Annotated in this window: 27 protein-coding genes; 12 read left to right on the forward strand and 15 right to left on the reverse strand. The window is 65.0% G+C overall.

The genetic code is table 11. The annotated features are described in order from the left end of the window. The first annotated feature begins 37 nt into the window (after positions 1 to 37). The 3 genes from WDJ60_RS04095 (at position 38) to WDJ60_RS04105 (ending at position 2,405) form a co-directional block, all read left to right on the forward strand. On the forward strand, positions 38 to 205 hold the full coding sequence (locus WDJ60_RS04095; RefSeq protein WP_340098724.1) for a DUF7556 family protein: 168 nt from the start codon (positions 38 to 40) through the stop codon (positions 203 to 205). 119 nt (positions 206 to 324) lie between these two features. Further along, entirely contained in the window at positions 325 to 1,914 is a 1,590-nt protein-coding gene (gene serA / locus WDJ60_RS04100) for a phosphoglycerate dehydrogenase (RefSeq protein ID WP_340098725.1), read from the forward strand. Positions 1,915 to 2,030: 116 nt separating this feature from the next. After that, positions 2,031 to 2,405 (forward strand): rhodanese-like domain-containing protein, encoded by a 375-nt coding sequence (locus WDJ60_RS04105; protein ID WP_340098726.1) that lies wholly within the window; start codon positions 2,031 to 2,033, stop codon positions 2,403 to 2,405. Between the two features lie 60 nt (positions 2,406 to 2,465). Here WDJ60_RS04105 and WDJ60_RS04110 read toward each other — a convergent pair whose 3' ends face one another. Further along, positions 2,466 to 3,248, reverse strand: coding sequence for a hypothetical protein (locus tag WDJ60_RS04110; protein WP_340098727.1), 783 nt, complete (start codon positions 3,246 to 3,248; stop codon positions 2,466 to 2,468). 123 nt (positions 3,249 to 3,371) lie between these two features. Between WDJ60_RS04110 and WDJ60_RS04115 the strand changes: the two genes are divergently transcribed. Beyond that, complete coding sequence (locus tag WDJ60_RS04115; protein WP_340098728.1) at positions 3,372 to 3,533, forward strand: hypothetical protein; 162 nt, start codon at positions 3,372 to 3,374, stop codon at positions 3,531 to 3,533. A gap of 6 nt (positions 3,534 to 3,539) precedes the next feature. On the opposite strand, the gene WDJ60_RS04120 is transcribed toward WDJ60_RS04115, so the two are convergent. The 5 genes from WDJ60_RS04120 to WDJ60_RS04140 all read right to left on the reverse strand — a co-directional run bounded on the left by WDJ60_RS04120 (position 3,540) and on the right by WDJ60_RS04140 (position 6,777). Next, complete coding sequence (locus WDJ60_RS04120) at positions 3,540 to 3,842, reverse strand: hypothetical protein (RefSeq protein WP_340098729.1); 303 nt, start codon at positions 3,840 to 3,842, stop codon at positions 3,540 to 3,542. A gap of 98 nt (positions 3,843 to 3,940) precedes the next feature. Beyond that, a complete protein-coding gene (gene thrC, locus WDJ60_RS04125) occupies positions 3,941 to 5,200 on the reverse strand; it encodes a threonine synthase (protein WP_340098730.1) in 1,260 nt (419 codons plus the stop codon). A 39-nt stretch (positions 5,201 to 5,239) separates the two neighbouring features. Then, complete coding sequence (locus WDJ60_RS04130; RefSeq protein WP_340098731.1) at positions 5,240 to 5,959, reverse strand: hypothetical protein; 720 nt, start codon at positions 5,957 to 5,959, stop codon at positions 5,240 to 5,242. Between the two features lie 136 nt (positions 5,960 to 6,095). Next, positions 6,096 to 6,485, reverse strand: a complete 390-nt coding sequence (locus tag WDJ60_RS04135) for a helix-turn-helix domain-containing protein (RefSeq protein ID WP_340098732.1) — start codon at positions 6,483 to 6,485, stop codon at positions 6,096 to 6,098. A 55-nt stretch (positions 6,486 to 6,540) separates the two neighbouring features. Beyond that, on the reverse strand, positions 6,541 to 6,777 hold the full coding sequence (locus tag WDJ60_RS04140; RefSeq protein WP_340098733.1) for a DUF8001 family protein: 237 nt from the start codon (positions 6,775 to 6,777) through the stop codon (positions 6,541 to 6,543). Positions 6,778 to 6,971: 194 nt separating this feature from the next. On the opposite strand from WDJ60_RS04140, the gene WDJ60_RS04145 reads away from it, so the two are divergent. Beyond that, positions 6,972 to 9,056, forward strand: coding sequence for a halocyanin domain-containing protein (locus WDJ60_RS04145; protein WP_340098734.1), 2,085 nt, complete (start codon positions 6,972 to 6,974; stop codon positions 9,054 to 9,056). A gap of 141 nt (positions 9,057 to 9,197) precedes the next feature. On the opposite strand, the gene citZ is transcribed toward WDJ60_RS04145, so the two are convergent. After that, positions 9,198 to 10,349 carry a citrate synthase gene (gene citZ / locus WDJ60_RS04150; RefSeq protein ID WP_340098735.1) on the reverse strand — a complete coding sequence of 384 codons (1,152 nt, stop codon included), beginning with the start codon at positions 10,347 to 10,349 and terminating at the stop codon, positions 9,198 to 9,200. A 216-nt stretch (positions 10,350 to 10,565) separates the two neighbouring features. On the opposite strand from citZ, the gene WDJ60_RS04155 reads away from it, so the two are divergent. Further along, entirely contained in the window at positions 10,566 to 11,762 is a 1,197-nt protein-coding gene (locus WDJ60_RS04155; RefSeq protein WP_340098736.1) for a potassium channel family protein, read from the forward strand. Here the strand turns inward: WDJ60_RS04155 and WDJ60_RS04160 are convergent. Continuing rightward, positions 11,759 to 12,022, reverse strand: coding sequence for a DUF7536 family protein (locus WDJ60_RS04160; RefSeq protein WP_340098737.1), 264 nt, complete (start codon positions 12,020 to 12,022; stop codon positions 11,759 to 11,761). The genes WDJ60_RS04155 and WDJ60_RS04160 overlap by 4 nt on opposite strands. Positions 12,023 to 12,131: 109 nt before the next feature. Here WDJ60_RS04160 and WDJ60_RS04165 point away from each other — a divergent pair, with 109 nt between their 5' ends. The 3 genes from WDJ60_RS04165 to WDJ60_RS04175 all read left to right on the forward strand — a co-directional run bounded on the left by WDJ60_RS04165 (position 12,132) and on the right by WDJ60_RS04175 (position 14,926). Next, the gene (locus WDJ60_RS04165; protein WP_340098738.1) at positions 12,132 to 13,088 is read left to right on the forward strand and encodes a succinylglutamate desuccinylase/aspartoacylase family protein; all 957 of its coding nucleotides are present in this window, start codon (positions 12,132 to 12,134) and stop codon (positions 13,086 to 13,088) included. A 299-nt stretch (positions 13,089 to 13,387) separates the two neighbouring features. Then, a complete protein-coding gene (locus tag WDJ60_RS04170) occupies positions 13,388 to 13,801 on the forward strand; it encodes a VOC family protein (protein ID WP_340098739.1) in 414 nt (137 codons plus the stop codon). Positions 13,802 to 13,843: 42 nt separating this feature from the next. Further along, positions 13,844 to 14,926: a pyridoxal-phosphate dependent enzyme gene (locus WDJ60_RS04175; RefSeq protein WP_340098740.1), complete on the forward strand. Its 1,083-nt coding sequence runs from the start codon at positions 13,844 to 13,846 to the stop codon at positions 14,924 to 14,926. A 324-nt stretch (positions 14,927 to 15,250) separates the two neighbouring features. Here WDJ60_RS04175 and WDJ60_RS04180 read toward each other — a convergent pair whose 3' ends face one another. Both WDJ60_RS04180 and WDJ60_RS04185 read right to left on the reverse strand, forming a co-directional pair. Further along, complete coding sequence (locus tag WDJ60_RS04180) at positions 15,251 to 15,658, reverse strand: potassium channel family protein (protein WP_340098741.1); 408 nt, start codon at positions 15,656 to 15,658, stop codon at positions 15,251 to 15,253. 141 nt (positions 15,659 to 15,799) lie between these two features. Beyond that, positions 15,800 to 17,062 carry a tRNA(Ile)(2)-agmatinylcytidine synthase gene (locus WDJ60_RS04185; protein WP_340098742.1) on the reverse strand — a complete coding sequence of 421 codons (1,263 nt, stop codon included), beginning with the start codon at positions 17,060 to 17,062 and terminating at the stop codon, positions 15,800 to 15,802. A gap of 156 nt (positions 17,063 to 17,218) precedes the next feature. On the opposite strand from WDJ60_RS04185, the gene WDJ60_RS04190 reads away from it, so the two are divergent. Next, on the forward strand, positions 17,219 to 18,184 hold the full coding sequence (locus WDJ60_RS04190; protein ID WP_340098743.1) for a transcriptional regulator: 966 nt from the start codon (positions 17,219 to 17,221) through the stop codon (positions 18,182 to 18,184). Positions 18,185 to 18,187: 3 nt separating this feature from the next. Here the strand turns inward: WDJ60_RS04190 and WDJ60_RS04195 are convergent, their stop codons facing one another. From WDJ60_RS04195 to pyrE, 3 genes are all read right to left on the reverse strand, one after another. Next, on the reverse strand, positions 18,188 to 18,436 hold the full coding sequence (locus WDJ60_RS04195; RefSeq protein ID WP_340098744.1) for a glutathione S-transferase N-terminal domain-containing protein: 249 nt from the start codon (positions 18,434 to 18,436) through the stop codon (positions 18,188 to 18,190). A 57-nt stretch (positions 18,437 to 18,493) separates the two neighbouring features. Further along, positions 18,494 to 19,927, reverse strand: a complete 1,434-nt coding sequence (locus tag WDJ60_RS04200) for an NCS2 family permease (RefSeq protein WP_340098745.1) — start codon at positions 19,925 to 19,927, stop codon at positions 18,494 to 18,496. Between the two features lie 110 nt (positions 19,928 to 20,037). Beyond that, positions 20,038 to 20,568 (reverse strand): orotate phosphoribosyltransferase, encoded by a 531-nt coding sequence (gene pyrE, locus WDJ60_RS04205; protein ID WP_340098746.1) that lies wholly within the window; start codon positions 20,566 to 20,568, stop codon positions 20,038 to 20,040. Positions 20,569 to 20,689: 121 nt separating this feature from the next. Between pyrE and WDJ60_RS04210 the strand changes: the two genes are divergently transcribed. Both WDJ60_RS04210 and glmM read left to right on the forward strand, forming a co-directional pair. Continuing rightward, a complete protein-coding gene (locus WDJ60_RS04210) occupies positions 20,690 to 22,573 on the forward strand; it encodes a S9 family peptidase (RefSeq protein ID WP_340098747.1) in 1,884 nt (627 codons plus the stop codon). 51 nt (positions 22,574 to 22,624) lie between these two features. Next, complete coding sequence (gene glmM, locus WDJ60_RS04215; protein WP_340098748.1) at positions 22,625 to 23,974, forward strand: phosphoglucosamine mutase; 1,350 nt, start codon at positions 22,625 to 22,627, stop codon at positions 23,972 to 23,974. Position 23,975: 1 nt separating this feature from the next. Here glmM and WDJ60_RS04220 read toward each other — a convergent pair whose 3' ends face one another. Both WDJ60_RS04220 and hisI read right to left on the reverse strand, forming a co-directional pair. Then, the gene (locus WDJ60_RS04220) at positions 23,976 to 25,106 is read right to left on the reverse strand and encodes a DUF7118 family protein (RefSeq protein WP_340098749.1); all 1,131 of its coding nucleotides are present in this window, start codon (positions 25,104 to 25,106) and stop codon (positions 23,976 to 23,978) included. Next, complete coding sequence (gene hisI, locus WDJ60_RS04225; protein ID WP_340098750.1) at positions 25,093 to 25,464, reverse strand: phosphoribosyl-AMP cyclohydrolase; 372 nt, start codon at positions 25,462 to 25,464, stop codon at positions 25,093 to 25,095. The genes WDJ60_RS04220 and hisI overlap by 14 nt, the downstream gene beginning before the upstream one ends. Positions 25,465 to 25,476: the final 12 nt, after the last annotated feature.

Below are 25,476 nucleotides of genomic sequence, written 5' to 3' on the forward strand. Positions count from 1 at the left end.
CGGTGGCTTTATGTATGGATGTTACATACTCTCACACATGGAGCCGGATACGGTTGTCCCGACGGCGGTGGAAACGGACGCGGAAGTCATGGCATCGGTCGAGGAAGGTCCGACAGACTCCTTCATTCTCGCCGACATCAGTCAGGACAACGCGTTCGTAACAATGCCGCTCGACGAGGCGGCCTCGCTTCCGGCCTGGCGGTAGCCCGTCGAGACCACGTCAACATTTCGCACAGCACTTCTCTGGAGTACTCACGACACAGCGGTGCGAGCGGCCGCGCCGAGAAAACAAGCGTTATGGCTACCCCATGACTTGCCTCGTGCATGAAGGTACTCGTCACAGACCCCATCGCCGACGCTGGCATCCAGGTACTCCGCGATGCCGGCCACGAGGTAGAGACAGCCTACGACGTGGAGGGACAGGACCTCCTTGACGCCGTCGCCGACGCCAACGGACTCATCGTCCGCTCCGGGACGGAAGTCACCGAAGAAGTCTTCGAGGCCGCGCCAGACCTCGTCATCGTCGGCCGTGCCGGTATCGGCGTGGACAACATCGACATCGACGCCGCCACCGACCACGGCGTCATCGTCGCGAACGCCCCCGAGGGCAACGTTCGCGCGGCCGCCGAACACACCGTCGCGATGACCTTCGCGACGGCCCGCTCGATCCCCCAGGCACACAACCGCCTCACCGGCGGCGAGTGGGCCAAGGGAGACTTCCTCGGGACCGAGGTCAACAACAAGACCCTCGGTGTCGTCGGCTTCGGCCGCGTCGGCCAGGAAGTCGCCAAACGCCTCGGCAACGTCGGGATGGACCTGGTCGCCTTTGACCCCTACATCAGCGAGGACCGCGCTGCCCAACTGGGCGCGGAACTCGTCGACGACATCGACGAGTGTATCGACCGGGCCGATTTCCTGACGATCCACACGCCGCTGACCGACGAGACGGAGAACATGATAGACGAGGAGGCGCTCGCCCAACTCGAGGGCGGATACGTCATCAACTGTGCTCGCGGTGGCATCGTCGACGAGCCGGCCCTCGCCAAGGCCGTCGACGACGGCGTGCTCAAGGGCGCCGCGGTCGACGTCTTCGCGAACGAGCCGGTCGACCCCGACAACCCGCTGCTCGACGTCGACGACGTCATCGTCACGCCCCACCTCGGGGCGTCGACGGAAGCCGCACAGGAGAACGTCGCGACATCCACGGCCGCCCAGATCGTCGCCGCCTTCGCGGGCGAACCGGTCATCAACGCGCTGAACGCGCCGTCGGTCGACGAGAGTGCCTTCCCGAAGATTCAGCCCTACATCGAACTGGCCGACACCGCCGGGAAGATCGCGGTCCAGCTGTTCGACGACCGCGTCGAGAACGTCGAAGTTGAGTACGCCGGCGACATCGCCGAGGAGGACGTCGACCTCGTGACCGCCAGCGCACTGAAAGGCGTCTTCGAACCGCTGGAGTGGCAGGTCAACGCCGTCAACGCCCCCCAGATCGCCGAGGAGCGCGGTATCGACGTTGTCGAGTCCAAGTCCCACCAGTCCGAGGACTTCCAGTCGCTTGTCACCGTCACCGTCTCGAACGAAGACCACACTATCTCGGTCTGTGGCACCCAGTTCGCAGGTGACGACCCGCGCATCGTGCGTATCGACGGCTACCGCGTCGACGCCGTTCCACACGGGCACATGCTCGTCGCCCGTAACGACGACGTGCCCGGCGTCATCGGCTTCATCGGCTCGGTGCTCGGCGAGAACAACCTCAACATCGCGGGCATGTACAACGGCCGCGAGACGTTCGGCGGCGAAGCGCTGTCGGTGTACAACCTCGACGACCCCGTTCCGAAGGACGTGCTCGACCAGCTCCACGCCGACGAGCGCATCATCGAGACGAAGTACATCTCGCTCGACAACGGGGAATAAGTCGTCTCTTTGCGGGTCGTTTTGACGGTGTGATAGTCGGGACGGATACACGAGGCCGTCATTTCCGAACCGGGCGAAACACCGTGGTTTTGTGCCTTCCCGCCAATATCTAACCGATGAGTGGTATCCGTCCAGACGAACTGGCCGACCGTCTCGAGTCGGAGGCGGCGGACGATCCGTTTCTACTAGATATCCGTCCACGGGCGTCGTTCCAGTCGAACGCTATCGAGAACAGTCACAACGTTCCCGTCTACGACGAGTTGCGAGGCGGCGACGAATCCGCGCTGCGGAGCCAACTCGACGAGATTCCGACCGGCAGAGACGTGATAGTCGTGTGCAAGATGGGGGTGGTCGCGAAACGAGCGACCAGCCTGCTCAGAGCGGAGGACTACGATGCAACGACGTTGCTCGGCGGGATGAGCGGGTGGAACGGGTATCAGAACGGCTCGCTCGGCTACAAACTCCGGTCGGTACTCTGGAAAATTCGGTGACCCGCCGCTGTGGCGGCCGCGTCGTACTGTCGGCTGTCAGAGACGAGACCGTAGACCGTCTCAGTCGTCCGTGTACGTCGGCTCCGTTTCGTCGAGTGACTGTTCGCGCCAGGTCGTCCAGTCGTACATCCGTTCGACCTCACCGCTTTGCTGCCGGATGGCGACGGCCGTCGTAAAGAGGAACGTGCCGACCAGCACGGTTCCGACGAGCCACAGCGCGTCGACGGCCGCCGGAACGCCAGCGTAAGTCCCGAGCACGTCCGCGAAGACGACGGCGGCGACGGCGATAATCGCGGGAAGCAGGTTTCTGACGAGCGCGGCGATGCTCGTCCCTTCGTGTTTTCGGACCGCGAGGACGCTGTAGTACAGCGCCCACAGCGATGCGCCGACCCAGCCGACCACGACGACGAGGCGGGTGAACTGCCCGTCGACTAGGAACCCGCTCCACCACGAGGTGACAAAGCCCGCGATGACGAGATAGTCGACCCAGACCGGGAGCCCACGGGGCGACTCTCTGTCGGCGTAGCCCATAAAGTACATCTCCCGGATACCGAGCGCCGCAAAGAGGATGAAAAACAGCGTCGCTCCTTCGGCGAACGTGGCGAGCCACGAGATGTCGGTCGCCATCGCGGCCACACCAGCGACACCGTAGACAGCGCCGGCGGCGATACCGATACCGAGCAACAGCCAACTGTGCTGGTCCGGCTCGGCGAGGACGTCTCGGACGTACACCAGCAAGTAGTACAGGAGGACGGCCGACCCGACAGCGACGACGGAGTAGGCCAGTCCCTGCGCCATCGCGACGGTTTCGGCGGCGTGTGCGGTCAGTTCAGATGAGACCATTGTTCGGTGGTGAGCGTTGCGGACGGGAAAAGCCAGAGCCGATTCTCAGACACTGGGGATATCCGGCTGCAGAGGGTAGCCCGTTCGAACTCCTTTTTGTGGCCCTGGCCCGTGTAGCCAATTATGGGTCTCAAAGACCGCGTTCTGGACGCCGTCGCGCGCTGGTTCGCGCCGACGATGGACCATCCTGCTGGCGGGGGGATGACCGGTGAGAAAGATGGCGAGGATGAAACGGACGCGACCGAGGCTGAAACAGAGACGACCGGAGCCGACAACAACGTGTAACCGAGTTCAGTCGTCGGTCGTCGATTCCATCTCAGGTGGGTGGTTCGTGACGACGACCCAGTCTTCGTCCGGCTGTTGGAGCAGATCCTCGTAGCGTCGGATTGTCGACTGCAGTTGCTGTTCTTTCTGTTCCAGTTCGTCTTCGAGCGTGCGAACCCGTGCTTCGAGCGCGATACTCCGCAGGCGATAGTACGTCGCAAGACCCCACGTGTGTCGGACGTTGACGCTCGCTCCGGCCGGGCGAGACTGTCTGGGCCCGTCGATAGTCTCGGGTTTGGTTCTGTGTGTTTGGATGGGTGAGTCTGACATCGGCGGCGCTCATCTCGTTGGGGATGATACCACAAAGATGTCAGTCAGACGTATGTCATCCGATACCAGACTACATTACTGTCGAGGGGTGTGGCCCGTCAGGAGCCGAGGTGATCCAAGACGCCCTCGGTGTCCCCGGGGACGGGTTCGGGGTCTTCGCCGGCCTCGGCGGCGGCGTCGGGGTCTTTCAGGAGGTGACCCGTCGTCAGGCAGACGACCCGCTCGTCGGCGTCGATTTCGCCCTCGTGGCGGAGTTTACGCACGCCGGCAATCGAGGCGGCGGAGGCGGGTTCGACGCCCACTCCCTCGCCGGCGAGGTCGCGCTGTGCCTCGGTAATCTCCTCGTCGGAGACGGCCACTGCGGTCCCGCCGGTCGCCCGGATACCGGGAAGCGCTTTTGGCGCGTTGACGGGGTTGCCGATGCGGATGGCCGTCGCGCGGGTCTCCACGTCGTCCCAGCGCTCGATGTGGTCCCAGCCCTTCTCGATTGCCTCGACCATCGGCGCGGAGTGTTCGGCCTGGACGCCGGTCAGTTTCGGCATCTCCGACTCGTCCATCGCACCGGCCTGGACGAGCTCCCGGAAGCACTTGTAGAGTGCGGCGGTGTTGCCGGCGTTCCCGACGGGCAGGGCGATGCGGTCCGGATAGCCGCCCTCCTCGTCGCGGAACTGCTCTAAGATTTCCAGCCCGATGGTCTTCTGGCCCTCCAGTCGGAAGGGGTTCAGCGAGTTCAGCAGATACGCCTCGCCCATCCCGGCGAGGTCCTGGACGATGTCCAGACAGGTGTCGAAGTTACCGTCGACTTCGAGGATGCGAGCGCCGTGGAGGCTGGCCTGGGCGACCTTGCCGGCGGCGACTTTGCCGGCGGGCAGCAACACGAGCGTCTCCATCCCGCCGCGAGCGCCGTAGGCGGCGAGCGCTGCCGAGGTGTTGCCCGTCGACGCACACGCCAGGCGGCCGACGCCGATCTCCTTCGCGACGCGGACGCCGACGGTCATCCCGCGGTCTTTGAAACTCCCCGTCGGGTTCATCCCTTCGTGTTTCACGCGCAGTCGATCGAGACCGAGGTCGTCTTCCAGTCGCGGTACCTCGTGGAGCGGCGTTCCGCCTTCGGGCAGTGAGACGCCCTCTTCGAAGGGGAGCGCGGCCGAGTAGCGCCAGACGCTCCACTGGTCGTTGTCGAAGTCCTCCCACGTCGGCAGGTCGCTGTAGCGCGCTTCCAGTAGTCCGTCACAGTCGTCACAGGTGTAGCGGACATCGTCGAAGGGGGCGAACGCTTCCCCGCACTCGATACAGGACAGCCAGACCCCGTCGTCGGCGCAGGCCGGCTCTGCGCCCGTGAGTTCGAGATTGCTCATTATCGGGCCAGATGGACCGGGTAGGCAAAAGTGGGGCGGTTAGCGTCGTTCACGGGCCCCGGTGAGGCGGTCCGGCGAGACGCCGAGCGCGGCCACGAACAAACAGACCACACCGAGTCCGACCAGGACATCGCCGGACGGCATCGGCACCGGCACCCGGTCGACGGTCGTCCTGTCGGTCACGACGACGACGTAATCGGTGCCGTCGACCCGGTAGACTTCACCCACGCCGCTGACCGACTCCGGCGACGCGGGACTCGTCACCTCCCCCTCCCTGGCCGCCCGAACGCCGACCCACGTCCCTGTGGTCCCCTCGTCCGCCCGCTGGCTGATGTCGTCGAGCATCGCTGTCGGGTCCGTCGACTCGACGTCGAAGACGTAGTTTCCGTTCTCGCTGCCCTGCCGTACTCGGCGGTAGTACTCACCACCGAGCTCCACGAACTCCTGGTCGGTGTACCCCTCTATCTGGACTGAGTCGTTCGAGACTGACACCGGTCCGCGTTCGCGGAGATAGCTGTCGAACGCGCAGGCGCGCGTGTGCTCGTCCTCGGACTGACAGTCGACGGCCGCGAGATCGTTGTAGCCGGCCAGACTCGCCGAATCTGGCCGTTCGTAGACGAGGGACCCGCTCGTAACGCTCACCTCGGCCCGCTCGTAGGTGTACTCGGTCGTGCCTTCGCCGGGGGCCACCCAGATGCCACTCGCGGTGAACAACAGGCCGACGACGGCGAGCGCGACGAGCCGCCAGTCTCTGTCCATCGGATACGCTACTGTCGCGGCTCTGTAGTGTATACTTTCTGTCGGTGTCCGGGCCGAAAACTCGTCCGCTACGTTCGTTTGCCCGCTCCTGTCGTCACTCGCTGCTCTTGGCTGTTCCGAGAACTCGCTCCTGCCGTCACTCGTTCTCGCTTCCAAACTCGTCGATACGGTCATGCACGTAGGCGGTCCACTCGTCGAGCGTCTCGTGCATCAACTCGCGAGCCTCCGTCAGCGGCGTCGCTGAGTACTGGTAGACGTGTCCGCCGCTGTCGAGTAGCCGTCGTTGACGCTCTGCAAGCCCCTTTTTTCGAAGCGTCGATAACGACCGGTTGACGTTGCTCCGGTCGCGGTCTAACTCGGCGGCGAGTTCTTCGACGGTACTCCCTGGGCTGTCGAGCAGTCTCTGATAGGTCCGCGCCTCGTGGCGCTGGATGCCGAAGACGCAGGTCAACACGTCCTGCAGTTCCGGTTCTCCGTCGAGCATCAACTCGCGAAACCGGTCCGGAGAGGGGTCGGTCTGGGCCATACGCACACTACTGTTGCCGCGAGAATAAACCCCCGAGTAACGTTTCACTCACTGTCTACTGCTCGCTGTAGCCCTGCTGTTCGAGACATTCACGCATCTCTTCGGCGGAGTCGTGTTTGTGCAGGCGTGTGGGCGTATCACAGTAGTACGTCTCGCCGTCGTGACGGAGTGTGACTTCGTGTTCGGAACCGAGAAACTCCGTTCGGACAATGACCCGCTGGCCCTGCTCTAACGTCGTCAGCAGTTCCTCTGTCTCGTACTCGCCTGCGTCGACGACGAGTGGGTCGCTCATCGCTTGCCGATACTGTTGCCACGCTATTCAGTGTTCGCTCCCTACCCGCGTGTTCGTCTGTGGTGCACACGCGCCCGACCCGGATAGGATTATATTACCACGAAACAGCCAGTAATAGACGTTTGTCCTCTCGTGTGAGTGCGGTGCGATAGCGGGCTACCACTAACCATTCCGTCTGGGTAGGGCTGTATGCTATGGACCCACAACGACGCAGATTCCTCCGACTCGGCGGTCTGGCTGCCATCGGTGCCCTGGCTGGCTGTGCCGGCGCGGAGCCGACCAACGAGAATACGCCATCGGATACCGCGACATCGACGCCGGTGGAGACCGAGACGGCCACCCCCGAGGATAGCGCCGGGATGCAGACCACGTCTGAAATCGATTACGACGGCTGGTTCGAGGAGACGGACAACTTCGACGGGACGACAGTCGACGCGCGCAACCAGGACAGTGTCACGGTCGCCGTCGGCGCGGACGGCAACGGCGGCGGCGCGTTCGCCTTCGACCCGCCCGCTATCTGGATCGAATCCGGGACGACAGTCACCTGGGAATGGACCGGCAACGGCGGCAGCCACAACGTCGTCGCGAACGACGACTCCTTCCGGTCCGGTGACCCGACGGACTCGGGAACCTACGACCGCGCGTTCGAGACCGAAGGGACGGTTCCGTACTACTGTGACCCCCATCAGGGACTGGGGATGAAAGGCGCTGTCGTCGTCGGCCAGCCCGACGGCGGTGGCGAGCAGGCGGCCCAGGACTACGACTGGCAGGCCGCGACCTTCGATTCGTACTGGTACTCGCTGTACAACATGAGCACCAACATCGCGATGAGCGGCAACGGCGTCCCCTTCCCGCTGAACGAGCAGATGGAACAGCTCCGCGACCAGCGACTGCCCGCGATGCTGGAAAACGCCAACGTCGACCGGCCACCAATCGCGAACCCGAACCTCTCGTTTGCGGCCTTCACCGAGGGCGACCCGCACTTCACGCAACAACCAGTGCTCGAAGACGACTCCGGCCGTCCCGACGCGTCGACGCTCGCCTGGGACCCCGAACAGTCCTCGGGCGTCGTCAGCCCCTCGTCGCTGGCCTGGACCCACCTGAAAGGCGTCACCTGGGCGAAGAACTTCCAGGCGCACTTCGACATTCTGCCGGGCGACATCGCCCCCAGATTCCGCGCCCAGTTGCTCTCGACGCTGGCACAGGTCGGCATCAACGCCGCGATCCTCGTCGGTGGCTCCCGCGAGAACGGCGCACTGACCCACGGCGATAGCTTCGAGTTCCTCTCCGAGTACCGCCCCAGCGAGGGCCGCATCGAAGACGAGACGCGTCGCCTGCATCACCACGCCGCGATGTTGTGGTTCCTCTCGGACATGAACAGCCTCGCGCAGAACGGCTGGTTCGGCTACGAGAACCCCCGGCCGCTCATTCCGAGAGAAGCTGGCGCAGACGCCGTCTTCGACCCGCCGGTTGGCATTCAGGAAATCGCTGATGGCGTCGCATCGACGACGATGGACCTGTTCAGCCCGGAAGACGTGGCGTCCCAGGAGTCGACCCGGTCGGTCGGGCTCATGCTCGCGGCCGTCGGCTACTACGGTCCACAGGCCGGCAGCGACGAGCAACTGAGTGCGGCCGTCGACTACGCGAACGGACTCGCCGGCGTCATCGAGGACAACCTCGACGGGAACGGGATGGTCCAGAATGGTGCCGAAAACCAGGCCGCCACGCAGGGCATCGTCGCACAGGGGCTGCTGTGGGCCTCCCAGATGGACGGCGTCGACCACACCGACACCGCCGAAGCGGTGCTCGGCTACCTGACCGACACGCTGTGGGACGACGACGCTGGCACCTTCGCATCGGGCGAGAGCGACACGACGTACACCATCACGGCTCGCGACGCCGGTGACATCACCGGTGGCCTCAACGCGGCTGACGCCGTACTCGAACTGCCGGGAACCAAGGAGACGTTCGCACGCTTCTTCGACGAGACGTTCAACACTGGCCGCCTCCAGCGGGCACAGCGCCCGCCGTCGGTCGGTGGCCGTGATAACGAACCGCCGCTCCCGCCGGAGGCCGGCGGCGAGTTCGGACAGGCGGCCGTCTACAACGCCGAAATCGGGTACGACACCGGGTCCGGAGAGTGGTCGGTCACCGACGATAGCTTCCAGACTGCCGGCGCGCTCTATCTCGCCAACCAGGACATCTGGGTCGGCAACTGGGCCGGCGACTTCTACCAGGGTCGTGGTATTCCGGGCCAGTCCGACGAGCCACCGCAGTAAGTTCCGCCCTCCTTTTGGGATTCGTTCACAAACCCCTTCGTTTCCGCTGGAGATAGCGCCAGCTGTGGAAAAGATGACAGCCGAAAACGGCCGCGGAACTCACGTCGGGAGAGAGGAATCGGGGACGGGGGAGTCGAGGTGTTATCGCTCGTCGATCGGGGTGACTTCCTGGTCTTTCGGGCCGATATAGCGGCCGCGCGGGCGGATGAGCTTGTTGTCCGCGGTGTATTCGAGGATGTGACCGACCCAGCCGCTGACCCGGGACATCGCGAAGATGGGCGTGTACATGTCCACCGGGATGCCGAGCTTGTAGTAGACCGACCCCGAGTAGAAGTCGACGTTGGGGGCGATGCCCTTCTCCGGGAGCCCCTTTTCGTCGGTCAGATACTCCTCGATGGTCGTCGTGTAGTCGAGCCACTTGGTCTCGCCGTCCTCTGCGGTGAGGTCTTCCAGCTTGTGCTGGAGAATCTTCGCACGGGGGTCTTTCGTGTTGTAGACGCCGTGACCCCAGCCGGGGAGTCGCTCGCCGGCCTCGGTCTTGGCCGTGACCCACTCGAGGGGTTCCATCTCGCTGTCGTCGAGTTCCAGGAGCGCCTCGATGACGTCCTGGTTCGCGCCGCCGTGGAGCGGCCCGGAGAGCGCGCCGATGCCGCCCGTGATTGCGGAGTACATGTCCGCGAGCGTCGAGGAGATGACCAGCGTGGTGAACGTCGAGGCATTAAAACCGTGGTCGGCGTGGAGGATGAGCGCCATGTCGAAGGTCTCCTCGGCCACGTCGCTCGGCTCTTCGCCGGTCAGCATGTAGAGGAAGTTCCCGGCGTGAGAGAGGTCCTCGCGCGGTTCGATTGGGTCCTCGCCGCGGCGGAGGCGGTCGTAGTTCGCCAGGATCGTCGGAATCTTCGCAGTGATGCGGCGGCCCTTGCGCCGGGCGGCTGCGAGGTCTTCGGGATCGGCGTCGTCTTCCGGCTCGCTGGCCGACAGCGTCGAGACGGCCGAGCGGAGCGCGGCCATCGCGCTCTCGTCTTCCTCGGCGAGAATCCGCAGCGTTTCCAGTGTCTCCGACTCGACGCCGCGCTCGCTCGCCATCGAGTCGGCGAACGCGTCGAGTTCCTCCTGTGTCGGGAGCTGTCCCTCCCAGAGCAGATACAGCACTTCTTCGAAGCTCGCGTTCTGGGCCAGGTCCTCGATGTCGTAGCCGTTGTAAATGAGCCGTCCCTCGTCACCGTCGATGTAGCTCATGGTGGACTCGGCGACGAGAACGCCCCGCAATCCCTTCTTGAGTTCGTCGGACATACCACCGACTTTTCCACGTGCAGGAAAAAACATTACCATTTGGTCCGTCCGGCCTGGGCATGCTCGGACGCAATTTTTGCAAGTATGTCTCTTAATCTGGATAATAGTGGTCGTTTGTAAACCAAAACACAGTCTTGTTGACGTGTCCGCGTCACTCGGTCCCGTGGACCGTGCGTCCGGGCAACGTTTTTGCACGGGGGCGACCGAGGTGGAGGCATGGCCGCTGACGAGGTGGAGTACGAGCCAAAGAGTGTCAAGGAGCTACTGGCGGAGATGAAAGACACCGCCGAGTTGCTCATTGACCTCTCGTACTCCGCCGTGCTCCTGGGGAGCGACGACGTTGCTCAGGAGGTACTCGTCCTCGAAGAGAAGATGGACGTCCTCCAGTTGCGCGCTCGCATGAGTATCCTCATGGCTGCGCGAAGTCCCGCCGACGCCGAGGCGCTCGCTCCCGTCCTCGGTATCGTCGGTGCCGCAGAGAAGATCAGCGACGCCGCCGGGGACATCGCGAAGATCGTCCTCGAAGACATCGGACTCCCGCCGGAGATGCGCGCCGCCCTCCCCGAGGCGATGGAGACGCTCGTTCGTGCCGAAATCAGCCCCGGCTCGTCGCTGACCGAGACGACGCTCGGCGAGTTGAACCTTGAAACCGAAACCGGCGTGCGCGCACTCGCGCTCCGGCGAGCGGACGACTGGCTGCTCGATCCTGACGCGAACACCCAGCTCCAGGCCGGCGATATCGTCCTCTTCCGTGGTCCCGAGGAAGGAATCACCTCGGTGTACGCCGACGCGACCGGCGAGGCCTACGAACCGCCAGATCCCATCGAGAGCGAGTCGACCGACCTCGACCGCGCCGTCGACTCCATCGTTCTGATGAAAGACATGGGAGAACTCGCTGTCGACCTGGCCTACGGTGCCATCCTCTTCGACTCCGAAGATGTCGCCGAGGAGGTGTTCGAACTCGAGGCGGAGGTCGACGCACTCAAATCCCGCTTCGAGGCGTGGACGCTCCGCGCTGCCAGCCGGGTCGACGACCCAGTCTCCCTGCGCGGGCTGGTCCAGCTCGCTACCAGCACGGAGATTATCTCCGACGCCGCCCTGGAGATTAGCGAGGGCGTCCTCCGGGGACTCTCGACACACCCGGTCGTCCGCGAGGCGGTCTACGAGAGCGACGAGGTCATCGTGCGTCTGGCTGTCGGTTCGGACAGCGAACTCGATGGAACGACGCTCGGGAGCAAGGAGGTCAAAACTGACACCGGGATGCGCGTCATCGCCGTCCGTCACACTGGCGATGATGACGGTGGGGAGTGGGACATCTCGCCCGGGCCGGAGACGCCATTGGCTGCCGGTGACGTTGTTCTCGCGAAGGGGACGCGTGCTGGTGCTGAACGGCTCGAGGCGATGACCGACTAGAGCTCTCTGGTGAGCTTGTAGGCCCGCCGCATCACGAGCAGCGCCGCGGCCAGCCCGCTCGACGTCATCGCGAGGACGAACGCCAGCGCCACATAATACACCGGCGGGCGAACAGTATTGGGCGCGAGCACGACGAAAAACAGGAAGATAGCCGCGGTGAAGGCGATGCCGAGGACGACGCCCCGCTTGAGGTTCTGCCGGACGTGCAGGGCCTCCACGAGCGCGGCCCGACCACTGGGCTGGTCCTCGGTCGATGACACACCGTTCCGTAGGGTCGAGCGCCAGATAATCGCGTCGGTTTCGGCTCCGCGCTCACCGCGCTGGCTGGTATCGAACCGCTAAAGACGGTGGACCCGTCCAGTACGTATAATGACGAGTCTCGGTACGGCGAGTGCCGCCCCCGGTGAACTCGACACCGGCCGTCTCGAGGTTGGAGAAGCCCGTGACGGGAGCACGATTGCGCTCCCCGTCGCGGTCGTCAACGGCGCTCGTGACGGCAAGACGTTGTACATCCAGGCTGCAAGCGACGGCGACGAACTCAACGGCGTCGGCGTCGTCCAGCGGGTCGTCCCCCAACTCGACCCCGCGGATATCGCCGGCTCCATCCTTATTGTCGGCGTCGCCAACTACTACGCCTTTCAGGTCGCCGAACACCGAAATCCGATCGACGACACCAAACTGAACCGCGCCTACCCCGGCGACGACACCGGCACCGCCTCCGAACGCATCGCCGCTGCCACCTTCGACGCCGCCAGTCGCGCCGATATCGCGCTCGACCTCCACCAGGGGTCGACCTCTCAGATGATAGAGGAGGTCCGCGTCCGCTGTGGCACCCGCCACCGCCTCCACGACGAGTGTCTCGAACTCGCCAAGGTGTTTGGCTGTGGCTACGTCCTCGACCAGAAAGGCCCCGACGGCCAGCTTGCTCGCGCCGCTCCCGACGACGGCGTTCCCACCGTCGACCCCGAACTCGGCGGCTGTGTCGGCTGGGACGAAAACTCGATTCAGGCCGGCGTCGACGGCGTCTTCAATGTGCTCCAGTACTACGACTTCCTCGACGGCCGGGTCGCTCCCCGTCCCCAGACCCGCGCCAGTGGGTTCGACCAGTACGGCGCGCCCGCCGGTGGTCTCGTCACCTTCGAGGTGGAACTCGGGAGCCGCGTCTCCGCCGGCCAGACGCTGTTCGAAGTCACCGACGTGTTCGGCTTCACGAAAGAGACGGTCACTGCCGACTCCGCGGGCGTCTTCTGGCGCGCTCGCCGGCTCCCTCACGTCGCTGCCGGCGAGTACGTCTGTTCGGTCGGGACTGATATCGATACCTACTAGCAACTACTTTTTTCGCCGTCCTCAGAAATATTTGATTTCTGATGGGTTGCACGAGAGCGTCGCTCTCGTGAACGTCGGGTCTCGGGCGCGCTCGCAGAGCGCGCACCGGACCACTCGGCGAAAAAACATAGTGAAAAAGGCTGCTCGCGGCCGGTAGTCCGCTCGCAGGTGCTAGCTTAGTGCTCACCGCAACTGCACCGCTACCGGCAGCCCTGCCCTTCCCCGCTGGCGTGCGATGAAACGCACGCCCGGCCACCGCAACCGTCACCCACTTTGCCGCGCCCGCTCGTCTCTCGGCTATGCCCACCGCTCACCACGTCGGTATCACCGTCTCCGATCTGGACCGCGCCGTCGAGTTCTATCAGGATGTCTTCGACTTCCCTGTGCTCGCCGAGTTCTCCGTCTCCGGCGAGGCGTTTTCGACCGGCGTTGATGTCCCCGATGCGACCGGCCAGTTCGCACATCTGGACGCCGACGGCGTCCGACTGGAACTTATCGAGTACGACCCCGAGGGCGAGGCTGCCCACGCCGAGCGCGTCAACCAACCCGGCGCGAAACACCTCGGCCTCGACGTCGAGAATCTGGACGATTTCTACCGTGCGCTCCCCGAACAGGTCACGACCCTCTCCCCGCCCCAGACGACCGAAAGCGGCACGCGAATCTGCTTCGTCCAGGACCCCGAAGGCAATCTCATCGAGGTTCTCGAACCCTGAGCGCGGGTCAACCTGATTATTCTCCGGTGTTGTTGTGTCAACATGTACCGCTGTGACGACTGCGGCCGCGAGTACGACATGACCGCCGACGCGCCCTGGCGCTGCGCCTGTGGCCACGCGCTGGACTTTGCTGACCAGCCCCGACCAGCGAGCGATTCACCACCCGCGGACCTCGACCGCGACCGCGGTCTCTGGGCGTTCGCGGAGTTCCTGCCGGTCGACTCGCACGTCACGCTTGGGGAGGGATGGACGCCGCTGGTCGAGGCCACCGACTGGGATGCGACGTTCAAATTGGAGTCGCTGTTTCCGACGGGGAGTTTCAAAGACCGCGGCGCAGCGGTGACCCTCTCGCTGGCCCAGCAACTCGGCGTCGACCGTGTTCTTGAGGACTCCTCGGGCAACGCCGGCCACGCCATCGCCACCTACGCCGCCCGCGCCGGCATCGACGCAGACATCTACGTCCCGGCAGACGCCAAGCCGGCCAAAATCGAGGCCATCGAGCGAACCGGTGCGACCGCCGTCCGAATCGAGGGCGACCGCCAGGCGATCACCGACGCCTGTCTCGACGCGGTCCGGTCGGGCGAGGGGTGGTACGCCAGCCACGCCTGGCACCCCGCCTTCTTCGCCGGGACGGCCACCTTCGCGCTCGAACTCGCCGCCCAGCGAGAGTGGTCCGTCCCCGACGTGGTCGTGACGCCGCTGGGCCATGGCACGCTCTTTCTTGGTGCCTACCGTGGCTTCCGGGCACTCTCCGATGCGGGCTGGACTGACGGCCTTCCCCGACTCGTCGGTGCACAGGCCGCTGGTGTCGCGCCAATCGTCGAGTCACTCCACGGTTCGGACGCGGCGACGGGACACAACGACGCCGCTGACGGCATTCAGATCACCGACCCTGCTCGTCACGACCAGATACGTGCGGCTATCGAGGCGACGGATGGCGACGCCGTTGCCATCGATGCCGAGGCAACCACGCGGTCGCTGGCGCGACTTCGCGAACGCGGTATCGATACGGAACCAACGTGTGCAGTCGCGCCTGCCGCACTCGACATCCTCCGCCAGCGCGGCGACATCGGCGCTGACGAGGATGTCGTCGTCGCGCTCACTGGGACCGGACTAAAAGTGTGAAACGTCGAGTACCGCGGTACGCGAACGCATTTTTCTCGACGAGGTTGATGCCACGGCGGGCATACAGACCGGTGCCGCTGTCGAGCGGCGTCGTGTCGTCGCAATCGGTTCACTCGGAGTACAGGTCGACCGGTTCGGTCTGGAAATGTCCGATTCTCCTTCTTACGGCTGGCAATCTATCCCAGTTATACCACTTCCTTAATTATCAGCGTTCTTTCAGAGAGACGCACTATCGAACGGGCCAGAAACGTTCTCTCACTTTGGATGCGTCGGCGTGTCGAATCTATCCCGAACTAGCTACTCGCTCGTACTTTCTGTGCGGAATCACTTCCGTGCGATTCGTTCTGCGGCGACGGATGCACCAGCTGCCGCGGGATACACGATGTCGTCGACGAAGCGACGATGCCCGTATCCCTCTTCACCGTCCCGAGAGATTCGAAGGAGCGTCCGGACATCGGTGGCTGTCTCGTACGCTGTCTCACAGACAGTCAGGTTCACGTCCGTATCGTTCGTGAGGGCAGCGACGATGTCGGTCGCACCCAGGTCAGCCTGCTCGAGGCTGTCAGTGTCCGTTCCATCGCCCTCGATAACGTTGCTGACGGCCGGCGACACCTGCTCGCACTTCTCGGCGTCCCGCTCAACGACGGTGACCCTGTTCTGTTCCTCGCTGAGTTGCTGTGCGACACGGCGGCCGACGCGGCCAGCCCCGACGATGATGACGTTTCTTGCCATTGAGTTAACCCTATCTGAATATGCTTCGAGATGTGTGTTAAAGGTTAGCACATATTAGCTGGAGGGACTACAGTAAACAAGAGAAATATCTGCCCAGGCGCGTTGCAGAACTGTTTCTTCCTGAAGCCAGCGTCGCGTTCGCTATCGCTCCGGATGCGTCGGCGCGTCGAATCCCCCTCTAATCAAGGGCTTCGCGATGTGCCGGCGCGCCACCGGCGGCACCTCGTACCATCCCTCCTCGATGTCTCGGTCGAGTCTCTGTTCGACTTTCCCGTCTGCCACCGTCCCGCAGTCCCGACACCGATACCCCGCGTTCGAGCCTGCGGATTTCATCGACCGGCCACATTCGGGACAGTCCGGCGTCACCAGTTCCGTCCGAACGGCGTCCCGAAGCGCGAACTTCTCCAGTTTGAGCGTGCCGTCGCTAACCTCGCCACAGACCGTGAGTTGGTCACCGATGCGTAACGCCCGCACACGGTCGCGAAAGTGTTTGGTCGGTTCGAACGCCGCACACCGAATCTTCTCTTTTCCTTCGAAGGTGAAAAATACGTGACCACCTTCCTTCGTTTCCGGGCGAGTGGCGACGTCCCCATCGAGGCGGTACGCGCGGCCGTCCCGGACACCGTCGATGGTTCCGTCCCGGAGGTGGGCGTCCGTTCCCTGATTCGTGACAAACATGTGCCGCCGGACGACGGGTTCGCTCTCGATGCGCTGGGCGACGCGGCGGACGGCGGCGGGGTCGTCGCCACGAATCCCGTGGAGGATAGGGCAGGGTGTCCGGGGGACACAGACGGCGACACCTTCCTCCCGGTCGACGGTGTCCCACACCTCGGGGTAGGCGTCGTCTGCGGCGGCGAACACGGAGTCGGTGTCGACCTGCCGGTCGGTCCCCCACCGTTCGCGCTCGCGGTAGGAGATACACTCGTAGGTCCACTCGTCGAACGCGCGGTGTGCACCGGCGGCGGCGGCTGCGCCAATCAGTCCCCGGCCCATCCCGCGCTCGACTGTCTCGACGCCGGCCGCAGCGAGCGTCTCGCGGACAGCGTCGAGGTCGAGGAACTCGCGGACGGCACGACGAGAAACGTCGGCCAGGGCGGCCGGCACCGTTTCGGGTGCAGCGTCGACGACGACCCCGCCGGGATTGGTCCGGGGGTCGGCCGTCTCCGCGCGGTCGAGGGCGTCGTCGGCGAGCGCGAGCGCCCGGTCGGCAGCGAGGTCACAGTGGACCGCAAGCGCGGCGTTGCCCCGCGTCTTGTGTTCGACAGCGGGGTTGAGCCGCACCAGTACTGTTCGCTCGACGGTTCCGCCGGCCTCACGAACCCGCTCGGCGAGGCGTGCGGCGACGTACGTCGTACACATCCCGCGGTCGCGGGAGTCGGTGTCGTCGACGGCGATGACAGTCACTGTCCGGGCTAGCTCCGAGACCCACTAACCGCTTTCGGGGTCGCCCAACTGAACGTGTAGGTCTGTGGTTACGTTCCGGAAATCGCCGGACATCGGCCGTACAACCGCCAAAACGTATAAATACGAGGAGCGGACTATGTATGTATAGATACCAGTATGTCCCGCTCTGCGCTGGTGGGTAACGTCACCGCAATGCTCGAAGATGCAGGCTTCGTCGTCAGCGAACGCTGTGCGATTCGGCCAAAGAGCTTCGACGTCGCTGCCCGCCGGGGTGAGGACACCATCCTGCTGAAGATTCTCGGTAACATCGACGCCTTCGACGCCCGAACGGGTGCGGAGATGCGCCGCCTCGGCGAGTATCTGCAGGCCACGCCGATGGTGGTCGGTCTCCGGACGCGCGACGAGGACCTCAAGCCCGGCGTGGTCTACTTCCGACACGGCGTGCCCGTTCTCTCGCCCGACACCGCGATGGATCTCTTCGTGGAAGAGGTCCCGCCGCTCATCTACGCGGCACCCGGCGGTCTCTACGTCAACATCGAGAGCGAGGTGCTCGCCGATGCCCGACAGGAACGCGACTGGTCGCTGGGCCGACTCGCTCAGGAACTCGGCGTCTCCCGGCGCACCGTCTCGAAGTACGAGGACGGCATGGACGCCAGTGTCGAAGTCGCCTCTCAGTTGGAGGAACTGTTCGAGGCACCGCTGACCTCGCCGGTCGAAGTACTCGACGGGGCCGAGCGGGTCCGCGACGACACCGAGACGCCGGCAGACCCCGACGTCGACCCCGACGACGAATCTATCGTCGCGGTGTTCACCCGCGTGGGTTACGAGGTTCACCCGACCGAGCGCGCGCCTTTCAAGACCGTCAGCGAGAACGAGAGCGACCACGACCGCGTGCTCACCGGTCACTCGCAGTTCACCCAGACCGCGGAAAAGCGCGCCCGAATCATGTCGTCCGTCGGTCGGGTCACCCGGACGACCAGCGTCTACGTCGTCGACGAGGCCCCGACCGATTCGGTCGAGGGGACCGCCATCGTCGAGGAAGCGGAGATGGCTGACATCGAGGACCGCATCGACCTGCGGGACCTCATTATGGACCGCGGCGAAGAAGAGGGGACTGCCTGACGCTTACGCGCCGTACGTTTCGTCCAGATACTCGACGATATCGTCGGACTCGGGCATCCCTTCGATGCCGTTGTCCGGGTCGACGAGCACCGGAACGCCCGTCTGGCCGCTCACTTCTTCGACCTCCGTGCGGTCGCTGTGGCTCCGCGGGACCATGTGTGACTCGTAGTCGAGTCCCAGTTCGTCCAGTTTCGTCGTGACTTTCGCACAGTACGGGCACCCTTCGACTTCGTACAGTTCGAGGTTCGGCATTCACCCGACGTAGACGCGCAACGAAAAAAAGAGCATCGCCCCTGTGCGACCGGTCTGTCAGAGTGCGCCGCCGATGAGGCCGCTCGTCCGGACGAAAAAGTACAGGACGAAGGCCCCCGCGAGCACCCACTGTCCGGGGTGGACCTCCCGACGTTCTCCCTGTGCTGCTTTGATAATCGGGTAGGAGATGATGCCCGCCGCGATACCGTAGGAAATCGAGTAGGTAAACGGCATGATGAACATCGTCAGCCCGGCGGGAACCGCGTGCGAGAGGTCGTCCCACTCGATGTCGACGATGTTGCGCAACATCAGCACGGCGACGACAACCAGCGCGATGTGGGAGGCGTGCAGCGGGACCGCGGCCGCGAGAGGGACTACTGCCAGCGACGCGAGAAAGAGCACCGCGACGACGAGTGCGGTCAGACCGGTCCGGCCGCCCTCCTCGACCCCGGTCGAGGATTCGATATAGGTCGTCACCGTCGAGGTGCCGATGATACCACCGATGGTGGTCCCGACGGCGTCACCCAGCAGCGGTCTGTCGATGTCCGGGAGGTTCCCGTCTTTGTCGAGGAAGCCGGCAATCTGGGCGACGCCGGTGAGCGTCCCCGCGGTGTCGAAAAAGTCCACGAAAAAGAACGTGAAGACGATGAGACTGAACCCGAGCGCGTCGACATTCGAGAACCCTTCGAGGAACGCGCCCACGAGCGGCGTGATGTCGTAGCCGGCGGCCGAGTAGGCCACGTCGGTCTGGCCGGTCAGTGACGCCGGGGTGTACAGCGAGACGCCCTCGGCGACCTGGGGGTCGATGGCGGTGTAGCCGGCGGCGTCGATCACGTATGAGGCGACCGTCGTGAGCAGGATACCGAGGATGATCGAGCCGGGTATCTGGGCGGCGTACAGTGCCAGCGTCAGGAAGAGGCCGACGACGGAGATAATCGCGATGGGGTCGTTCGCGAAGACCGGATTGAACTGCACGAAGGTTGCGGGGTCGGAGGCGACGACGTGCATCGCCTCCAGCCCGATGATGGCCAGAAAGAGGCCGATACCGCTCCCCACAGCGAACTTCACGGGCTCCGGGAACAGTTTGATGATGTACTCGCGGGCGCCTGCGAGAGTAAGCAAGATGAAGATGACCCCCTCGACGACGACGGCTGCGAGTGCGGTCTGCCAGGGCACCCCGAGACCGAGCACGACGGTAAAGGCAAAGAAGGCGTTGAGGCCGAGCCCGGGTGCCTGTGCAAAGGGCCGGTTGGCGTACAGCGCCATGATAAGCGTCGCGATGGCCGCCGAGATAATCGTCACGACGGCTAGCATCTGTATTGTCTCTCCAGGCGTGCGTCCCTGTATCGAGATGGCCGCGCCCAGAATCGCCGGGTTGACGATGACGATGTAGCTCATCGTCAGAAACGTCGTGATGCCGGCGACGATTTCGGTCCGAACGTCTGTCCCGTGTTCGTCTAGTTCGAAGAATTCTGCGAGTGTTCCCGCCATTGTCCGACTCTCCGGATAGACCGGATTAAACGTGGCGAGATGCCGCGAGAGCTGTCACACGCCAAACAGTCCGGTCGCCGGCTCTCGCTGTGACAGGATGGCACTACACCTCAGGCGTCCGCGTCGTCTGCCAGCAGCTCCGACGCCGTCACCAGCGACTCCAGTTCGATATCGTGTTCGGCGAGATTCTCACGGGCACCCTCCTCGCGGTCGACGACGACGAGCACGCGGTTGACCGTCACACCCACCTCCCGGAGCGCTTCGACGGCGTCGATGGCGCTCTGGCCCGTTGTGGCGATGTCCTCGAGGACGACGACCTCCTCGCCGTCGCCGAGATTACCCTCTATCTGGTTGCCGGTGCCGTACTCCTTGGCCTGTTTTCGGACGATGACGTAGGGATTGCCGGTCTCGACGCTGGTGACCGCGGCGAGCGGGACTGCGCCGAGTGCGACGCCGGCGAGTGTGGCCTCTCCAACCCGTTCTGCGAACGCCTCGGCGATGAGACTGAGGGAGTCGGGGTCCGTTTCGAAGACGTACTTGTCGACGTAGTAGTCGCTGGTGCCGCCGTGAGACAGCTCGAACTCCCCGAACCGGACGGCTTCGGTCTCCCGAAGCGCGTCGATGAGCGCCTGCGTATCCATGTGCGCCGGTGATGGGGGCGTCGGTTAAGGGGTTGCCGGTCCCGAGTAGCGGATGGAGCGTCCCGGGCGGCAGACGGCTGTCTCGCTAACCACTAAGACGGTCGCGTCAGTACACTGGGCCATGCCATCGTCTGACGAGCGCGACATCGTCGAGGAACTGGCTCGCCTGCCGACACTGGCCCATCCCACCGTTGCACCGAACAGCGAAGCAGTCGCCTTTTACTACGACACCACCGGCCGGAACGAACTCCACGTGCTCGATACGGCGACCGGCGACCGTACGCAGTGGAGCGACGGCGAGGTCCCCCGAAACGCCCGCTGGTACGTCGAGTGGGCCGCCGACGGCGATCGGGTGTACTTCCACCTCGATGACGCCGGCAACGAACAAAACGACATCTACGCCCTCGACAGACCCGGCGAAAACGATGCTGGCGGTGGAGCCGAACCAGTCGTCGAGATGGACGGCCAGGTGACGCTCCTCGATGTCGGTGAGGACGGCGAGACGCTGCTGGTCGGGTCGAACCGCGATGGCCAGCTGAACGTCTACCGCCACGACCTCCCAACTGCCGAGACGACGAAGGTGACCGACTACGACCGTGCGGTCTGGACGGCAACCCTCTCACCGGACTGCGAGCGGATGGCCTACGCCACCAACGAGACCGACGACTACGACAACCGCGACGTGTACGTCTCGGCCGCCGACGGCTCGAACGCACGCAACCTTCACATCGGCGAGGTCGGTGCCGAGGCGACGCCGGCCGACTGGGGGCCGGACGGCGACCGCCTCCTCGTCGGCGACAACACAACCGACCTCGGCCGCATCGGCGTCTACAACCTCCGGGACGAGGCGGTGACGTGGCTCGGCGACGGCGAGTACGAGGAGACGCCGACCGCCTTCCTCCCCGACGGCGAGCGCGTCGTCGGCACCCGGGACCGTGATGCCGTGACTGTCCCGGTGATCTACGATATCGAGACCGAGGAGGGGCGGGAGTTCGATCTCCCGGACGGCGTCGCGGACTTCGGGATGGCCGGCTCACCAGTACTGGACGAGGACCGCGTCGTCCTCACGCATACGACACCGACGACCCGGCCGGAACTGCTGGCCTACGACTGTTCGACTGACTCGACGGAGGTGCTCGTTGAGGCCGACCATGGTCCCTTCGAGCCCGACGACTTCGCCGACGCCGAGTACTTTACAGTGGCGTCCGACGGCGTCCCCGAGACACCCGCCGCGGCCGTCGACCACGACCCGGCCGACGAACTCGACATCGGCGCGCTGCTGTACGATTCGGGTGAGCGCCCGTCGCCGCTGGTTGTCAACCCCCACGGCGGGCCCCGCGCCCGCGATGCCAAGCAGTTCGACCTCTACACGCAGGTGCTCACCGCGCGCGGGTACTCCGTCCTCCAGGTGAACTACCGGGGGTCGACCGGCCGCGGCCGGGCGTTCGTCGAACGACTCATCGACGACTGGGGCGGTGCCGAGCAGGGCGACGTGGCCACCGCTGCCGAGGCCGCGCTCGCCGAGCACGAGTGGCTCGACCAGGACCGCGTCGTCGTCTTCGGCGGCTCCTACGGTGGCTACTCGGCGTACTGGCAGCTCGTCCAGTATCCCGACCTCTACGACGCGGGCATCGCCTGGATTGGGCTCACAGACCTCGAAGACATGTTCGAGAACACGATGCCCCACTACCGGACCGAGCTGATGGAGAAGTACCTCGGGACACCCGAGGAGAATCCGACACTCTACGAACAGCGGTCACCGGTCACACACGCTGCAAATCTGGACGCACCTCTGTTTATCCTCCACGGCGTCAACGACCGCCGCGTCCCGGTGTCCCAGGCCCGCATCTTCCGCGACCGACTGGCAGAGTTGGGATACACTGAGGGCCCCGACGGCGACGTCGAGTACACCGAACTCGGAGAGGAGGGACACGCCTCCTCCGACCAGGAGCAGAAGCTCCGGATGTTCCGACTGTTGACTGACTTTCTCGACCGCCGGGTCTGAGTCTCCATCGAGCGGAATCCCTATGCCCCCGCCGGACGCATGGGTATCCGAATGCAGGTCTTCGGTTCCAGCGGCGTGCGCGGGGTTGCAAACGAGGAACTGACACCCCGGTTCGCCCTCGACGTGGCACAGGCTGCGGGGTCGGTGTTCGACGCCGACCGGGTGGCGCTCGCTCGCGACACGCGACTGACGGGAGAGATGCTCGCCGACAGCGCTGCCAGCGGCCTCGCCAGCGTCGGCTGTGCCGTCGACCGCCTCGGCGTCGTGCCCACGCCCGCCCTCCAGGCGTACTGCGAGCGCGAATCGGTGCCTGGCGTGATGATTACCGCCTCTCACAACCCCCCGGAGTACAATGGTATCAAGCTCGTCGGCGCGAGCGGCGTGGAACTCACCCGTGACCGACTGGACGACGTGGAGGTTCGCCTCGATGCCGACCCAGCCCGCGTCGACTGGGACGAGACCGGGGAGAGTCGCCGTGTCGAATCGGCCAGCCGGCATTACCACGACCAGTTGTTCGACGCCGTCGACAGCCAGACGATTGCCGATGCAGACCTCACCGTCGCAATCGACCCCGGCCACGGTGCGGGCGCGCTGACCAGCCCCGATTTCTTCCGCGACCTGGGCTGTTCGGTGCTGACTGTCAACGCCCAGCCCGACGGCCGCTTCCCCGGCCGTGATCCCGAACCCATCGCCGAACACCTCGACGACCTCGCGAGACTCACCCGCACCAGCGACGCTGACCTCGGTATCGCCCACGACGGCGACGCCGACCGCGCTATCTTCGTCGACGAGACCGGCACGTTCGTCGAGGGTGACGCCGCACTCGCCGCGCTCGCTGCCGCAGAACTCGACGCCGGCGACGTTGCGGTGTCGGCGGTCAACGCCTCCCAGCGCCTCGTCGACGTGGTCGAGGCTGCCGGCGCGAGCCTCCGCCTGACTCCCATCGGGAGCACCTATCTCATCACGGCCATCCGCGAACTCGAGCGTGAGGGACAGTCCGTCCCGATTGCCGGCGAGGGCAACGGCGGCATCCTCTTTCCGAACTACCGCATCGCCCGCGACGGCGCGTACACCGCCGCGCGCTTCTGTGAACTGCTCGCCGACCAGCCGGCGAGTGACCTCGTGGCCGATTACGACGACTACCACAACGTCCGCTACAACGTCACCTACGAGAGCGAGGCCGAACGCGCCGCGATGCTCGAAGCGATCGGGCTCCAGGCGGAGGCTGCCGACGCCGACCTCGATACGACCGACGGCTACCGGCTCGACTACGGCGACGCGTGGGTGCTGGCCCGCCCCAGCGGGACCGAACCGCTCGTGCGCGTCTACGCGGAGGCCCGCGACAAAGATCGCGCTCGCGAGCTCGCCGAATCGATGGTCGACGCTATTGAAAACGCCTGACTTACCGCTCGGAGAACTCGTCTAGGGCGTCTGCAAGTCGTTCGCGCTCCTCGCGGCGCGTCGCCAGTTCGTCAGCGACTGCGCCGCTCGTGAGTCGGTCGCGTTCCTCGTCGGTCAGTTCTGCCTCGGCGACGGCACTGTCGCGCAGCCGGTTGTACGCCGTCTCCCGTGGCAGCCGCTCGACTGCCCGGAGCGATTCGACAACGTCGGGTGCGAACCGGTTGACGACGGCCGTTAGCTCCTGACACCGCCAGCGAAGCTCTTCGGCGGCCGGCGGCGGCCACCCGACGGTGAGCGGTTCCCCGTCGAGTCGTCGGAGGTACGTCTGCTGGGTCCCGACCGACTGTGTGAGCGCCGCCGGGTCGTCGACGTAGTGGTCGAGTTTCGACCGCGAGTAGTCGGCCATCTCCAGGAGTTCGGGAATCGACTTCGTACCCGGTGGATGGCTATCGACGTACGATTTGAGGTCCGCTGGCGGCGGCTGGAACGGGACGAGCGGGTAGACCGCCGTCCGGTCGAGGAAGTCGAGCACCGCACGCGCGGACGCTTCCTGCTTGAACTCGGTGAAGGCGTCGGTGACTCTCTCGTCGTATCGCTCGACCGGCTCGCGAAGCCGTTCGGTCGGGGCCGTGAGGTCCGCCCCGCCGAGTCGCTGGAGGCGCTCCAGGTCGTCGATGCACTCGCGGACCTCGCGGAGGCGGTCGCGAACTTGCTTGCGCGCCCGCTCGTACTCGTCGCGCGCGTCCTCGCGGTCGGTCAGCCGGGCGACCAGGTCCGCGACCGGCGACAGTTGCTCGCGGACGTGCTCGAAGTCCGACTCGCTCAGGCGGCGTTGCTGGAGGTGGTCGTCACTCTCTTCGAAGGCCTCTCGCAGGAGGATGTCTTCTGGGAGTTCCTCGACGAAGGTCTCGACGCGACCCTGGAACTCGATGAACTTCTGGAAGTCGCCGTCGCCGGTCGCCGGCTCCTCATAGCGGCCGAGAATCCCGGTAAACTCCTCGTAGGCGTCGGCGAGTTGCCGGAGGTCGGCCTCGCCGAACTCCGCGACGCGCTGCTGGGCGGTCTCGAGTTCGTCAGCGGCCCGTCGGAGTTGGTCGACGGGGTCGTCGGCGGCTGACTTACTCGTAGACATCGTCGGGATCGAAAACGCGCTCGCCGACGATATCGCCGTCGACCGTGCGGTAGAAGCACGACTCGTAGCCGGTGTGACAGGCGCCGCCCTCCTGTTCGATGAGATAGAGCAGCGCGTCGCCGTCGCAGTCGACGCGAATCTCCTCGACGTGCTGGACGTGACCGCTGGAGCCGCCCTTCTGCCAGAGCTCGTCGCGGCTGCGCGAGTAGTAGTGGGCCAGACCCGTTTCGCGGGTCCGTTCGAGCGCTTCCTCGGTGACGTACGCGAGCATCAGTACGTCGCCCGAGTCGGCGTCCTGTGCGACGGCGGGGAGTAATTCCTGTTCGTCGAAAGCCAGTTGGGGGGCGTCGGCACTCATACCGGATAGGTC

The organism is Salinibaculum salinum (genome assembly GCF_037645885.1).
GTDB classification, from domain to species: domain Archaea; phylum Halobacteriota; class Halobacteria; order Halobacteriales; family Haloarculaceae; genus Salinibaculum; species Salinibaculum salinum.